The organism is Alteromonas sp. KUL42, from assembly GCF_006538325.1.
In the GTDB taxonomy this organism is placed as follows: Bacteria; Pseudomonadota; Gammaproteobacteria; order Enterobacterales; family Alteromonadaceae; genus Alteromonas.
In genome coordinates this window covers 1-15,050 of sequence record NZ_BJKK01000011.1, presented here as the reverse complement: position 1 = coordinate 15,050, position 15,050 = coordinate 1, and the positions used below count along the sequence as shown (strand labels likewise).

Genomic DNA, 15,050 nt, shown 5'->3' with positions numbered 1-15,050 from the left:
TTGTTCCACCTCTGGTAAGGAAAAATTGCTGAAAAAGCGTTATTTTAGTCGCTTATTAGGGTCTTGCGTGGTGTTGTCGGTGTACTCACCTTCAAACACATTATCTTGATTAGCGTGGCCGTTTTGACCGCCATGAAATGGGTTGTGACCACCGTGAAATGGATTTTGGCCAGCAGGCCCCTGATTAAAAGGATTTTGCCCGAAACCACCTGACATATCAGGGCTCACACCCGGTACCACCACGCGCATTTTCATATGCTTACTCACTTGCGCGGCAATCAAATGACGAGAGCCCGGCAGCGCAAACATAAAGCCGAAAATGTCGGTAATAAACCCTGGCGTAACCAATAAAACACCAGCAATTACCAACATTAAGCCTTCCACCAGCTCTTTACCTGGCACTTCATTGCGTTGCATTTTAGCTTGCGCAGTTTGCAATGTGCTTATTCCCTCGCGCTTTACAAAGTAAGCACCAATAAAAGCCGTTAGAATAACTAATCCAATAGTATTCCAACCGCCAATAACACTACCCACATTCACTAACAGGGCAATTTCTAAAATGGGGAGAACTGCAAACAGTATAAATAAAACCCGCAAAACACTTCCTCTTTTATTCATTCACTACCTGTTATAGGGGCTTTGAGCTTAATAGCAAGAAATGAAGGAGGGAAATCGGTTAATTAGCCACTAAGAGCGACCGATTACAACCGTGATATACTACGTATGTGAAAGAATAATCATCCAAAGGCGGTCTTGTAACCTAGATTGGCCTAGAGCGTGTTGACCTTTGCGGTACGTTTTTGCAGCAAAGGTCAACACGCTCTAATTTCTTATTTCAGAAGGTAAAAAGGTTTACTCATGACGATTAAGCTTGTGCTGTGCACTACCCCTAATGAAGAAGTGGCAAAAACTATTGCCAAAGCTCTAGTAGAAAGTCATTTGGCGGCTTGTGTTAATATTATTAAAGGTGTGCAGTCGGTTTATGAATGGCAAGGAAAGGTAGAAACCGACAACGAGTGCCAACTCTTGATAAAAACCAATACTCAAAAGGTGTTACAGGCCTACGATAAAGTGATCTCACTTCATCCCTATGAGGTACCAGAATGGCTGGAGCTCAACACAGAAGCTAGTCATGCCTATGGCCACTGGTTACAAACTACGTTACAAGAATAATGAAATATGAGACCTAACTTCACTATGCTCGTTCAACCTAAGCTAATTAAATCAAAGCGCGTTCTATCAAAGCGCGCTACATCCAAAGACTCACTGTCCAATGCTATGTCTGCTAAGCACATTGCTCGTATTTCAATTCGCCAATGGTTCACGCTTTTATCGCTACTATTTTTGTCTCAGCTATTTAGCCCTTCACTGCATGCACAGCTTAACGATGCATTCAACGACCCCTTTGCTAATGAGCCGCAGTTTTTAGAAGTCGATCAGGCTTTTGCCTTTGACTTCAATCAACAAGGTGACCAACTACACCTTTCTTTCACTATTGCCGACGGCTATTACCTGTATAAAAAGCAATTTCAATACGTTGCTAAAGAAGCAGAAATTGGCACGCCGTCTTACCCCGATGGTGTGATGATTGAAGATGAGTTTTTTGGTGAATCAGAAGTTTTTTATAATGGGGTAACTATTACGGTTCCAATAGAAAGTGCCAATGCTGATGGCATCGTAAAGGTGCGCTATCAAGGGTGTGCTGATGCAGGGCTTTGCTACCCGCCCACTGTGAAAGTGGTGTATTTGTCAGAAGTCGGTGTTGCCAGCAGCGGTAATGCTGACGATAGCGATACTCCAGTTAGCGAGCAATTTTCACTGGCAGAGCAGCTAATTAATAAAGACAATCTGCCATTAACGCTGGCATTGTTTTTTGCTTTAGGTATTGGTTTGGCATTTACCCCCTGTGTTTTTCCGATGTACCCCATTGTATCTGGCATTGTAATTGGGCAAGGCAAACCGAAAACAACCTCTCACGCATTTTGGTTAACCTTTGTTTATGTACAAGGCATGGCCATTACCTATTCTTTATTAGGCTTAGTGGTTGCCGTGGCGGGTGCACAATTCCAAGCGGCGCTGCAACACCCAGTGGTTTTGGGTGTGTTCATCGTGTTATTCGTAACACTAGCTGTTGCACTATTTGGCGGCTTTGAAATTCAACTTCCCGCCAAATACCAAGAAAAACTTACCCACATGAGTAACAACCAAACGCCAGGTAGTTTTGTGGGTGTGTTTATTATGGGTGTATTGTCTGGCCTTATAGCATCGCCATGCACCACCGCACCACTAACCGGCATTTTGCTGTTTATTGCACAAACCGGAGACATGACCCTAGGGTTTATTTCCCTGTATCTGCTTAGTATTGGTATGGGTGTGCCGCTAATTTTATTTGGTATGACTGGCGGAAAACTACTTCCCAAAGCGGGCAATTGGATGAATGTTGTAAAAGTGACATTCGGCTTTATGATGTTAGCCGTTGCCATTGTCTTCATTGAGCGGTTGTGGAATAGCCCGTACTCTGATTTCTTATGGGCAGCATTGGGTTTTGGCCTGTTTGGTTACTACTGGGCTACAAATCGCTCAACGCCAAATTCGCTAGCTAAACTTTTACGCGCTGTACTTGTAGCAGTCGGCATCATGGGCAGTGCAGGCCTTGCTTATCAAGCGGGCGTAAACACCGGTTTGTGGGGCGAAAAAGCACAACACCCTGAATTTGTGATTGCACGCGATCTAAGCGATTTACAGAACAAAGTTGCCGCAGCCAACGCTGAAGGTAAAACGGTAATGGTCGACTTATATGCCGACTGGTGTGTAGCCTGTAAAGAGTTTGAAAAATACACATTCCCACAAGCCAATGTCGTTGACGCACTAAGCAACACTGTATGGATGCAAATGGACTTAACTGACAACACCCCTGAACGTCAGGAAATGTTTGATTCATTCAACATTTACGGTTTACCCACTATTTTGTTCTTTGATACCAAAGGCAACGAACTCACCCAAGCCCGTGTAACAGGTTTTATGGATGCTGATACTTTCTCAGCCCATATTAACAAAACGGTAAATGGAAAGGCCGCGCAATAGACTAATCCAGCGAATTCGACGTGCTATGGTGCGTCGAATTCGCTTTTTGCGCGTTTTCATTGTCTTTTTCGCTTCACTTATATTAAATACTACCTTAGTACCACCCGTACACGCAGCGCCAAAGACATTAGGTTGTTTTGATGAAAAGCGTTTCTGTTTTACGCTGGTAAAATCGGCATCAGTGCCAAACTACTATAAAGTCACAGCCAAACGCCACTTAGCACTTCCCCTCGCCCTGACGCTGTATTCAGATGTATTATTTACTCAGTCGCCTCAATCACATTCGGCAGTAAAGGCTCCCGCAGGCAAACAAAGTCCATTCTCGCTATCCACTGGGTTAGCGCAGTCCTTAGTTAAGCTCAACAAAACGTCTCATGCTAATGCGTTTCTAGATAGTAATAAGCCGATACTGCTTGGATACACTAAAAACCCAGACGCCTTTTGGCGTTCCATGCGCGTGAAGTGGACCGTGGGCAGTATTAACGCAAAACACGACAACAACACACGTTATAGCTCACCATTACAACCTGTAGGTGCTTACCCCATCGTACAGGGCTTCAATGGCAGTTTTAGCCATACCGGCGCTTCAAGATACGCCTTAGATTTTGCTGCACCTATAGGCACACCTGTTTTAGCCGCGCGAGGGGGCGTAGTAGTAGATATTAAAAGTGACAGTAACCAAGGTGGTGATACTCCCGAATACGCCAAATATGCAAATTACGTTGTGATATTACACAACGACGGCACCACGGGCGAGTATTATCATTTGAAATACCAAGGGGTGGTAGTAGCACGTGGACAGCCTGTACAAAAAGGGCAATTAATTGGCTACACAGGCAGCACAGGGTTTTCGTCCCTTCCCCATTTGCATTTTGGGATCTATCTGGCTCGCTACCACGGCGGCTATCAAAGTGTACCTTTTAAGCTTGAAGAAGACTAACCAGCCACAAACTTTGCACCGAAAACACCTGATTAGACCAGTATTTTGCTGCGAAATCTTTTGCTATCTCTATAATCAAAGAATATTGCAATAAACGAGCTAAAAAATTGGCTTTTTTTCGTGCAACTGTCACAAAACTTTGTTGAAATGAAAAGTACCATGACATTTTCCCGAAGATAGCAGCAAACTAAATGAATATTTTGTTATTGAATGGCCCTAACTTAAACATGTTAGGCCAACGTGAACCCGACAAGTATGGCACGCAAACCTTGCAAGACATTGTAGACGACTTGCAAGCACAAGCAGCGTCAAGTGATGTCACGCTGTCTCATTTTCAGTCTAATGCTGAATTTGAGCTAATCGATCGCGTGCATGAAGCCATGGGGAACGTAGACGCTATTATCATTAATCCTGCTGCCTTTACACACACAAGCGTTGCCCTTCGCGACGCTTTGCTAAGTGTCAATATCCCGTTTATTGAGGTGCATTTGTCGAACGTTCACGCACGTGAGCCGTTTCGTCATCACTCGTATTTTTCTGATGTTGCAGCTGGCGTCATTGTTGGCCTTGGCGCCATGGGCTATTCGCTCGCGTTAACTGCAGCAATCAATTTACCGAAAACGCAAAAATAAAGCAGAGACAGAACATGGATATTAGAAAGATTAAAAAACTCATCGAACTAGTGGAAGAATCAGGCATTGCCGAGCTTGAGATCACTGAAGGCGAAGAGTCTGTTCGTATTCACCGTGGTCCCACTGGCGTTCAAGCACCAGTTAATTACAGCTTCGCTGCACCAGCTGCGCCTCAAATGGCTCCGGCTCCAGCTGCTGCACCTGCGCCAGCTGCTGAAGCGCCAGCAGCCGCCGCACCTGCACAACCAGATGGCCACGTTGTTAAGTCTCCAATGGTTGGTACGTTCTATCGTGCATCATCACCTACAGCAAAGCCATTTGCTGAAGTAGGCCAGCAAGTAAAAGTTGGCGATACACTTTGTATCATTGAAGCAATGAAGATGATGAACCAAATTGAAGCAGATAAAGCAGGTGTCGTGAAAGCCATCTTGGTAGACAACCAAGATCCGGTAGAATTCGACCAGCCAATGTTTATCATTGAATAAGCGAGTACTGCATTATGCTAGATAAAGTACTAATTGCTAACCGTGGTGAAATTGCCCTACGTATCTTGAGAGCCTGTAAAGAATTGGGCATCAAGACTGTAGCTGTGCATTCCACTGCGGATAAAAACTTGAAGCACGTGTTGCTTGCCGACGAGTCGATTTGTATCGGTAAGGCGTCAGCAACCGAAAGCTACCTTAATATTCCACGTATTATTGCTGCCGCAGAAGTAACTAACTCAATTGCTATCCACCCAGGATACGGCTTTTTAGCGGAAAACGCTGACTTTGCCGAAGCTGTAGAAAAAAGTGGCTTCATCTTCATTGGTCCAAAAGCTGAAACCATCAACCTAATGGGTGACAAGGTATCGGCTATCAATGCGATGAAAAAAGCGGGCGTACCTTGCGTACCAGGCTCAGACGGCCCACTTACTGATGATATAGAGCGCAACAAAGCTATTGCCAAGCGCATTGGTTACCCAATCATCGTAAAAGCTGCCGGTGGCGGTGGTGGTCGTGGTATGCGAGTTGTACGCAGCGAAGCTGAGCTAATCAAGTCGATAGAGACCACACAAGCAGAAGCGGGCGCAGCCTTCGGCAACTCGACAGTTTACATGGAAAAATTCCTTGAAAACCCTCGTCACGTTGAAATTCAGGTATTGGCTGACGGTCAAGGTAATGCAATCCACCTAGGTGAACGTGACTGTTCAATGCAACGTCGCCACCAAAAAGTAGTAGAAGAAGCACCTGCACCTGGTATTTCAGAGCAGATGCGCACCAAAATTGGTGATCGCTGTCGCAGAGCTTGTGTTGAAATTGGCTATCGCGGTGCTGGTACGTTCGAGTTCTTGTATGAAAATGGCGAATTCTATTTCATTGAAATGAATACCCGTATTCAGGTTGAACACCCTGTTTCAGAAATGATTACAGGAGTAGACTTAATCAAAGAGCAACTTCGTATTGCTGCTGGACAACCTTTGTCTATTGATCAGTCTCAAATTCAAATTCGCGGTCACGCTATTGAATGTCGTATCAATGCAGAAGATCCAAAAACCTTCATTCCTAGCCCAGGTCCTATTGATATGTTCCATGCGCCGGGTGGTTTAGGTATTCGTTGGGAATCTCATATTTACGCCGGCTACCATGTACCTCCTTACTATGACTCTATGATTGGTAAGTTAATCACCTATGGTGAAAGCCGTGATGAAGCCATTGCTCGCATGCGCCATGCGCTTGAAGAGATTGTTGTTGAAGGTATTAAAACCAATATTCCGCTTCAACGCTCTATTATGGCTGACGAGAACTTCTTTGCCGGTGGAACCAATATCCACTACCTAGAGAAAAAATTAGGCTTGGCTTAATCCCCCCTTTGGGCTGCAACGCGACTTTTTTGCAGCCCAATTTTTCATTTTGCTATTCGCTATTCGCTATTCGCTATTCGCTATTCGCTATTCGCTATTCAGCAAATTCTAATTTTCCGATTACAGCAATCAATTTTTAACGATTTTCTTAAAAATAGAGAGCGTTATAATGATTGCAAGTTTTAAGACATCTCCCTGTATGAAACTTTGTAGTTTTATTGTGTTTACCTTCATTGGAGTCCACCTCCACTTCACGCCGGCACCCTTTGCCGGCGTTTTTTTTATTTTAATGAAGCGCAAATGCAACCCACACGCACTATAATGTCGTCACGAGCCTAACCACGTCAACAATAGGGAAGTACGTGCGCCTAAACACCATTTTGGTATTTTGCTTTTTATATTCGTTAAGCATGCAAACTTATGCTCAGTTGAACAAGATAAAAGCCCCTTACTTTTCTCACAAACTCGATATGCAAGTGCGCTATGACAATCGTTCAAACCGACCCAGTCGAGAGCAGTATCGCTTGCGTTATTATCCGTCACTAAAAGTGTCAGAAACATGGTCCGTTAATAGTTTTGTCGTTACCGGTGATGACTTTTCATCAAGCCACAACACCTTTGGTAGCGATACTACAGACTATTTTTACCCACGCCGCCTGTATTTGCGTCACGAATACGATTATGGAAAAACCGAACTCGGTGTTATTCCTACCTATAAAGGAAGAGTGTCTTCCACTGGATTGTCAAAAGATGGTTGGATTACAGGCATACGTCACGTTCGTACTTTAAAAAACAACAGTGCGTTTGAAATAGTAGTAGGGCAACTTAGCAATGCGCAGGCCAGTGAGGCTTTTGCTATCGGTAACGAAGACGAATATGTTGAAGTTGAGTATTCTGCCAGAATGGGAGAACAGCACAGCTATGAACTCAGCGTAGAAAAAATATTACAAGGTAGCTTTGTACGTGGAGAATATCGATATCGGCTAAACGAGTCCGACACTGTGTTCTTCGAACTTGTTCAACGTACGGACGAATCCGCAGCTAAGGTAGTCTTTGGTTCAAGTGGTGAGTTTGCAGCTACCTTTAGTGGCAATTCATACCCTATTGAGTATTTTGCCTACTATAGCTACATCAATTCACTATTCGGACCAAGAGCAGAACTCATCGAAGACTTCTTAGGGACTGGTCACGGTGGTTCGCTAGAATTCAGCGGATTCGCTTCAAGACAGCACAATTTAGAATGGTTCGTAAGACTCGATGTTGTAGACAGTGTCAGTCGTTTGTTAGCTGGTGTGAAGATATCATTTAGCACGAGAAATTGAATTTTTTTTGAGATCACATGCTGATTTTAGTGATACGTTTTTGCAGCCAAACGACCTAACCTTGTAAAGCGTAATCTAATACGATTTCATTATTTCGTCATAACGGCCCGACGCTTTTAAACTACGCATTGCCTGGTTCACTTTTTCTACCCACTGTGTTGGCACCGATGCTTTTGAAAACATTATATGTGAACTGGCTTCTTTATCTGACATTAAATAGAACAAAGGAACAATTTGATCATGTGCACCATATTTATCTATTTCTGTTTGCAGGTCTCGCTCTGAGCCTAAAAAAGCATCGACGCGATCAATTAGCATCAATTCAACCAACCGAGCAGGAGTATCCACTACGACAAGTTTGCGCTGAAACTCTGCAGAACTTAGCAATGTATCGTACTCATAAGAGTAAGATACTCCACGTTGCACGCCCAAACGCACAGACATTCCTTCTAATTGTTGTAGCCGTTCATTTGGGTCAAACAGAGAACTATGCTCTTTTCGAGTAAATAAGAGGTTATGTCCTAACCTAAACGCTTCGCTAGAAAAATAGGCGAACTCCCTCCGCTGATCAGAATCTGAAGCAGACAGCGCAACATCTACGTCTCCACTTTCAAGAAGATGGACAATCCGTTTCCATGGATACACTTCAAAACGGATCGATAGTCCGGCTTCAGCAAAAATGGCCTTAGCCAACGCAATGTCTAAACCATCTAGGTTACCCTGATTGTCGACATTAACGAAAACAGGACGAGGTGTCACTCCGACAATCAATGTTCTATTTTTTTTGATACCGCTTGCAGTACCAGCTGCATCTGTACTTAAACTAGCTGATACGGAAGGTGATATAACAAGAAAAACAAATAGCATCGCCCCGATACATCGGAGCCAACTTTGTTTCCAAGCATTTGAAAGGGACGCTTTACTATTTGAATCAGTCATCACCGGAATGGATCGCTTTGTTTTTTTCACTATACTCGAACGCACTACGCGGTCACAACTAGACAAATGTCGAAACAAGTGCCGGCCATGTACAAAACATGTGCATAGAAGAAACGTCTGACTACGATTAGTTCGGGCAACACGCTTTAGAGCCGATAAAAAAAGGCCCATCGAAAGATGGGCCAAACAGCAAGAACGCGTACACACTTTAACAGTGCGTCAATTTTTACTATTTATTTCAACATAATGTTCAATCTTTAATATTAACTATTTTTAATTTTCCATAACCAATATTTAAATTAATGGTGTTTTGTCCACTCAAACACTCTTTTCATCTTTCCCATGTATACTCGTAATCTTTTAGTCCATTTTCGGAAGTTATACAAAGCCAATTGTCTTTTGTTTTGCGATGAAACATCACCCGCTATCTCTTGCAACCCTCTTTGACTTATCAACTTCCAAGCAGGAGGGTTTGTCATATTATCCCATCCCTTCCCATAATCTTGGCCATAAGCCTTATCTTTTTTGTATCCAATATCTAGACATTCAAGCTTGGGATTAAAGTAAAGCGCCATTTCACCCACATTAGAACAGCCCTTCAATAAAAAGTTTGATTTTGATAAAAGTAAAATGTCGACCAAAACATCCTCACCTTTTTGATAAGGCGATATTTCCTTTCTCTGAAAAGGTGCGATTTCATTATCCGATCTAAAGGCATTAGAACTTACAACTCTATTACCATACCGCTCTTCAAAAACGGAAAGGTATTGTGATTGATCAGTCGCTATAATTAATTTCAGAGAAGGTTCTTTTTTAATATATTCATCCACATATGGGAAATATTCTGCTGGACTTACAGCTGGAGCATAATGTAAGTCTGTCCCTCTGATATGAACTCCTAGTACAAAAGAATCCGCCAAATTAATTTCAAAAAACGTGTCAACCTTCCTCTGTATGGAAAGTTTCGGGCGGATATACTTGGCTACGGTTTCACGCCCTTTCTTTCTTTGACTATTGTACCACCTATCTAAATCACCAACGCCTTGAATGCGCCATTTCCCAAATGGATAAGTGTAGACACTGTTGGTATGCTCTTCAGATATTCTTAACGCCTCAGCTGTAGAGAGAGTATGAATGCAACTTTCAATATTCACTTTTTTTCTAAGGCGCGTTAGGTCGGTATACGAGAATGGCCTTACGGGTTCAAAATATTGCTCCCATAATGTCACTCCTTTTGAGCGGTCAAAAAATGCACTCCTATTATTTTCCGTATATGCTACGATTGGATAGAAATTATTTTTATCACAGTACCTTAATTGATTTAAGGTTTGTAAAAGCATCGCACCAAAGCCAGCCCCTTCCAAGTCAAACTGTATGAGATGTAACTTTTCATAATTGCTAATTATTTCATCGAACAAATAAAAAACTACCTATAGTGTTAATGTTTATTACAGACTTAATTGCCAACTTCTATATTGTCATTATTAATGTTTTAATATGGTCCTCACTATTCGAAGCTTTTTATACAACCAATAACCCACAAAGGACGAGACGAATCCCCTAACAACTCGCTCTTTAAGCTTAAAGGCAAATAATAAAAGACCATTCATACTGTCAATATTCAAAGTAAAATATGTACTTTGAATATGCCTATACTCTTTTTTATAGAATTCACTTTGAAGCGCAAAGTCTGTAACCGTGTTAGTACTGGCTTTACTAAACCATAATGCTAATTCGCCTGTTGCCGCCGCACTCTTGATTATGTGATTGCATTCTGACAACAACAACATATCAATCAATACATCCTCCCCTTTTTTATAGTTATTATCTAGAGCATTTCTAAACGGGGCTATGTGATTGCTTGACCTTATTGCATTCAAATAAATCACCTTATTGCCGAACAATGAAATAAAATGCTTGATATATTGATGCTGGTCGGTAGCTACAAAAATTCGATACTTTTCTAATTTTTCATTTAAAATCAACTGATTAATTCTTGCTACGTATTCATCAATGTGTGTCGGGGAGGCATACGCGAAATCGGTTCCCCTTATGTGAATACCAATTGTATATGGCTCTAAAAAATGTGCCTCTTTAAAATCAGAAACGAGCTTTTGAATATGAAACCTGGGTTTAACGTATTCGCCAACAAATAGACGGCCCAATTTTCTCTTTTCATCCATCCAACGTTTTTTGTCATCAGGTTCGTCCCAAGCCCAGAATGTCGCTAATCTTAGAGGATCGTGGTGATGTAAATACATCGTTTCTTGAGATGACAAATATGCAACATGACTTTTTTTCAAAAGGCCAGCTTTTATCCAGAGTTTGATGCTTACTGAGTCAATGTGATGCAGTGACTCAAAGTAATAATCCCATACAGCACTTCCTTTCGAAGCATCATAAAAGTGTGGACAATTATCTATATTAAAATCTATAACGGGAATTAAATCGTCGTTAATAGCTTTTCGAATTCCATTCAGTGCATAAAGTAGTAGAGCACCAAACCCCGCATGAATGTCGTGATTTTGTATTATCAAAAAGCCTCTATAGTATTTTTCTCTCCAGAAAAGAATCTCATTTTTTAACATCGTGTTACTTACCGAGTAAATTAGATTTTATTCGAATGAGAAAGTAAAAATACCGGAGGACAGTCAATCTAATAAAATGAGCCCACTCAAAATTCCCCAAATTAAGAAGCATTTTTAGATAATTGGAAACGCCATGAATGTTTGTATGCTGAAGCTCTGGGTTGTTTAGTAAAGCTGTTCTGGCTAAACCACTACCATTGTGTATTAAATATGAGCACTTGCTCAACAGCAAATAATCAACTACTGCTTCCATTCCATTTTCAGCAGCTCTTTGGCTACAAGTTGCCAAATAACCAGGGATGATATTACCAGTAGGTCCCGTTCCTATAACCTCTGCAGAAATTTGAAATATACTGCTAGTTTGTAGGATTAAATGACCAAACTCTTCTTTGAGTTTTTGTAGTGCTGACAGTGAATCTGTTGCGACAAATAGTTTTGCGTTTGGATACCTGCTTAGTTGGATTGATATTTTATCTACAAAGCGTTCGAAATTATACGAACCACGCCGATGAATATTATGCTCATTGATATCTGTTACATCTGTAGCCCTCATATGTACACCAATTACAAATCGATCTTTCATATTCTGTGTATAAAAATCATCAACTTTTTTCGCGATGTAAGAGCGCGGGCGTATATACTCTCGAATTATTTGACTTGCTTTCTGACGTAAATTCTTGGATGGATCTGTCCATTTGTATGGAATTTTGAGTGTTTTATTTTTAAATGCGAAGTGATCACCAAAATGGCTGGATACAAACATATCACCTAAGTAATATCCCGGTGTATCACTCTTAGGCGGCATTCTTCTAATATCGCCAAGGCTCTCTTTCGAAATAGTGTGTAAAGGATTGTCTACTACAATTGGATCGAAATAGTATTCCCAGACATTATCTGCCCCCATGTAACCAGATGCGGTCCAATAACAGCACCCATCTCCCCAAAAGGCTACTGGTATTCGGCGCTTTGAAATAGCTAGAGGTATATGACTAATTACTTGTTGAATAAGTGAGAAAAGCCCAACATCTCTTTCACAAATAATATGCCACTTAACAGATTCTCTTTCCAAATTTCTAAACCTCAAAAAGCTAATAACAACGATAAAAAGCTAACAACCCTAAATAATCGCTACAAAATGATGCATAACCAATTAATTATTATGATATTTTAAATTAAACTTTTAATAACACTAAAAAGTTTAAAAGCTGTGTATTTTGCCAAACATTTAATTCATACTCTATCACGTTACTTTCTTCAAACAGTATGAAATGAAGTTATTTAATATGTGCTAACAAGAGGGATATATGAAAATCGCAGTAGTAGCTGGAGCAGGCGGATTTATAGGGAATCACCTTGTAAGGTATCTAAAAAAAATGGCTACAAAGTTATTGGCGTAGATCTAAAGGAACCCGAATTTTCTCCGACACAAGCGGATGATTTTGTCGTAGCTGATTTAAGAGACTCTTCAGTTGCAATCAATTTAATTACATCAGAAGTAGACGAAGTATACCAACTCGCTGCAGATATGGGCGGAGCGGGGTACTTGTTCACAGGCGAAAGTGATGCAGATATTATGCACAATTCAGCGCTTATAAATTTGAATATCCTTAAAGCATGCGCAAATGCGCAAGTAAAAAAGGTATTTTATTCGTCATCTGCATGTGTGTATCCTGAATACAATCAAATGGATCCTTCCAATCCTAAATGTAATGAAGATTCCGTTTACCCTGCTCAACCTGACAGCGAATATGGCTGGGAAAAGCTTTTCAGCGAACGATTGTACTTTTCCTTTAGAAGAAACTACGGATTAGATATAAAAGTCGCTAGGTTTCACAATATCTTCGGACCAGAAGGCACATTTGAAGGAGGTAAAGAAAAAGCACCGGCCGCATTAGCTAGAAAAGTAGTAATGGCGGTAAACCAAGACAGCTTAGATATATGGGGAGATGGAAATCAAACTCGCTCGTTTCTATATATCGATGACTGTATTGAAGCAGTGTATCAACTTATGCAATCCGATTTTTCTGGTCCTGTGAATATTGGTTCAGATGAACTGATATCTATCAACAATCTAGCTAAAATGTATATTGCAATCTCTGGAAAATCCTTGAACATAAATCATATTGATGGACCAATTGGCGTTCAAGGAAGGAACTCTGATAATAAACTTATATCAGAGAAATTAGGCTGGACTCCAAGAATAACACTTAAAGAAGGCTTATCATCTACATACCATTGGATAGAAAAGCAAATAGAAGCGAAGTAAATAAGATTGAAAGTTTCCATTCTAACCGTATGTTTAAATAGTGAAAAAACGATTTTAGATACAATTAAAAGTGTTCAATATCAAACATACGATAATACAGAACATATTGTTTTTGATGGAGGCTCCACAGATGAAACAACATCCATCGCAAAATCTTTTGAAGACAAAATTCGATTGGTTGAAGGTAGAGACACAGGTATATTTGATGCTTTCAACCAAGCTCTAGAGTACGCAACAGGTGACATCATTGGCATCCTAAACTCTGATGATTACTACGTTAACAATCACGTTTTGGAGCTTGTTGTAAACACGTTCAAGACAGTGGATACAGACTCTGTTTATGGAGATCTAGACTATGTTCACTACAAAAACAAAAACAAAATAACAAGAAGATGGATCGCTGGCGAATTTGATATTGGTAAATTTGAATTCGGATGGGTTCCACCACACCCAACATTCTTCGTAAAAAGAGATATGTATAAACGCTATGGGGCATTTAATCAGTCTTTTAAGACTTCTGGTGACTACGAGCTTATGCTACGCATGCTATACAAAAACCGTATAAGCACAAGATATATACCGAATCTATTAGTAAAAATGCGTACAAATGGTCGTAGTGATGGTAGCATTTTTAACCGAATGAATTCTCTTAAAGAAGACTATCTTTCATGGAAGCTAAATAATCTTAAGCCACATTTTTACACTATCCCTCTCAAGCCTTTAAGAAAATTACCACAATTTTTTTAAAGCGCGATTGACATAAGTTAATGTGCATTCTGATGTAATCTAGTCAAATATATTAAACAAAGTCATTTTGATAAGAACTTTGTTTCAATTCCATCAATCGATAATAGGCACCAACCAAAAAGCCAACTAATGGGTATGAGTAATTTTTTGCTAGAAGTAAAGCAACTGTCAAGGAAAAAAGTAACAGAAAAAATAATCTAAATTCTGAAGTTTCTTTAATCACATTATCTTGGTAACACTTTATAGCTTGCACCCAAAGCACCACAAACAATACAAAGTACAGTGTTAAGCCTAATAATCCCAGGTTCTGCCACACAGAAAGAATATTATGTGCGTATGCACCCACCCCGCCGTAATTAACGTAATCGCCATAATTACCAAAAAATGGACTTTCCATAATAGAAATAAGAGAGTTATTAAAGAATTCAATACGTGAAATAACACTGTAGTCAGACGTTAACCTGAATAAATTTAACATTCTATAAGATGGGAAAAACTCTATGATAAAAAATAAGATCGCTACTAATGATATCATTAAATATTCAACACGAAATTTAATCGACAATGATTTATTGAATAATATGAAAAACAAAAAAACACTTAAGGTAAAGAGAACAAACTCTGTTCTTGCCCCACAAAAGTAAAGAGAAAATGCACTAACCATTACTCCTAAAAAAGCTTAATTCCAT

Annotated in this window: 15 protein-coding genes; 9 read left to right on the top strand and 6 right to left on the bottom strand. The window is 40.4% G+C overall.

Features of this window, described 5'->3' with window-relative positions; genetic code table 11:
- Positions 1-39 precede the first annotated feature (39 nt).
- Positions 40-597, bottom strand: a complete 558-nt coding sequence (locus EYR97_RS14595; RefSeq protein WP_131094500.1) for an FxsA family protein — start codon at positions 595-597, stop codon at positions 40-42.
- 261 nt (positions 598-858) lie between these two features.
- Here EYR97_RS14595 and cutA point away from each other — a divergent pair, with 261 nt between their 5' ends.
- The 7 genes from cutA to EYR97_RS14560 all read left to right on the top strand — a co-directional run bounded on the left by cutA (position 859) and on the right by EYR97_RS14560 (position 7,821).
- Positions 859-1,173 (top strand): divalent-cation tolerance protein CutA, encoded by a 315-nt coding sequence (gene cutA, locus EYR97_RS14590; protein ID WP_131094400.1) that lies wholly within the window; start codon positions 859-861, stop codon positions 1,171-1,173.
- A 105-nt stretch (positions 1,174-1,278) separates the two neighbouring features.
- Entirely contained in the window at positions 1,279-3,084 is a 1,806-nt protein-coding gene (locus tag EYR97_RS14585; RefSeq protein WP_131094499.1) for a protein-disulfide reductase DsbD, read from the top strand.
- Positions 3,085-3,109: 25 nt separating this feature from the next.
- Positions 3,110-4,024 carry a M23 family metallopeptidase gene (locus EYR97_RS14580; protein WP_131094399.1) on the top strand — a complete coding sequence of 305 codons (915 nt, stop codon included), beginning with the start codon at positions 3,110-3,112 and terminating at the stop codon, positions 4,022-4,024.
- A 191-nt stretch (positions 4,025-4,215) separates the two neighbouring features.
- A complete protein-coding gene (aroQ, locus tag EYR97_RS14575; RefSeq protein ID WP_131094398.1) occupies positions 4,216-4,656 on the top strand; it encodes a type II 3-dehydroquinate dehydratase in 441 nt (146 codons plus the stop codon).
- A gap of 14 nt (positions 4,657-4,670) precedes the next feature.
- Positions 4,671-5,141, top strand: coding sequence for an acetyl-CoA carboxylase biotin carboxyl carrier protein (accB, locus tag EYR97_RS14570; RefSeq protein ID WP_131094397.1), 471 nt, complete (start codon positions 4,671-4,673; stop codon positions 5,139-5,141).
- Between the two features lie 14 nt (positions 5,142-5,155).
- On the top strand, positions 5,156-6,499 hold the full coding sequence (gene accC, locus EYR97_RS14565) for an acetyl-CoA carboxylase biotin carboxylase subunit (protein WP_131094396.1): 1,344 nt from the start codon (positions 5,156-5,158) through the stop codon (positions 6,497-6,499).
- A 410-nt stretch (positions 6,500-6,909) separates the two neighbouring features.
- The gene (locus EYR97_RS14560) at positions 6,910-7,821 is read left to right on the top strand and encodes a hypothetical protein (RefSeq protein WP_131094498.1); all 912 of its coding nucleotides are present in this window, start codon (positions 6,910-6,912) and stop codon (positions 7,819-7,821) included.
- 75 nt (positions 7,822-7,896) lie between these two features.
- Here EYR97_RS14560 and EYR97_RS14555 read toward each other — a convergent pair whose 3' ends face one another.
- The 4 genes from EYR97_RS14555 to EYR97_RS14540 all read right to left on the bottom strand — a co-directional run bounded on the left by EYR97_RS14555 (position 7,897) and on the right by EYR97_RS14540 (position 12,417).
- On the bottom strand, positions 7,897-8,688 hold the full coding sequence (locus EYR97_RS14555; RefSeq protein ID WP_165478056.1) for an ABC transporter substrate-binding protein: 792 nt from the start codon (positions 8,686-8,688) through the stop codon (positions 7,897-7,899).
- Between the two features lie 371 nt (positions 8,689-9,059).
- A complete protein-coding gene (locus EYR97_RS14550; protein ID WP_131094394.1) occupies positions 9,060-10,178 on the bottom strand; it encodes a hypothetical protein in 1,119 nt (372 codons plus the stop codon).
- 66 nt (positions 10,179-10,244) lie between these two features.
- Positions 10,245-11,348 carry a hypothetical protein gene (locus EYR97_RS14545; protein WP_131094393.1) on the bottom strand — a complete coding sequence of 368 codons (1,104 nt, stop codon included), beginning with the start codon at positions 11,346-11,348 and terminating at the stop codon, positions 10,245-10,247.
- A 4-nt stretch (positions 11,349-11,352) separates the two neighbouring features.
- A complete protein-coding gene (locus EYR97_RS14540) occupies positions 11,353-12,417 on the bottom strand; it encodes a nodulation protein NodZ (RefSeq protein ID WP_131094392.1) in 1,065 nt (354 codons plus the stop codon).
- 216 nt (positions 12,418-12,633) lie between these two features.
- Between EYR97_RS14540 and EYR97_RS14535 the strand changes: the two genes are divergently transcribed.
- A complete protein-coding gene (locus tag EYR97_RS14535) occupies positions 12,634-13,614 on the top strand; it encodes an NAD-dependent epimerase/dehydratase family protein (protein WP_207308061.1) in 981 nt (326 codons plus the stop codon).
- 6 nt (positions 13,615-13,620) lie between these two features.
- Positions 13,621-14,361: a glycosyltransferase family 2 protein gene (locus EYR97_RS14530; protein WP_131094391.1), complete on the top strand. Its 741-nt coding sequence runs from the start codon at positions 13,621-13,623 to the stop codon at positions 14,359-14,361.
- 52 nt (positions 14,362-14,413) lie between these two features.
- Here the strand turns inward: EYR97_RS14530 and EYR97_RS14525 are convergent, their stop codons facing one another.
- Positions 14,414-15,025 carry an O-antigen ligase gene (locus EYR97_RS14525; RefSeq protein ID WP_131094390.1) on the bottom strand — a complete coding sequence of 204 codons (612 nt, stop codon included), beginning with the start codon at positions 15,023-15,025 and terminating at the stop codon, positions 14,414-14,416.
- Between the last annotated feature and the right edge of the window lie 25 nt (positions 15,026-15,050).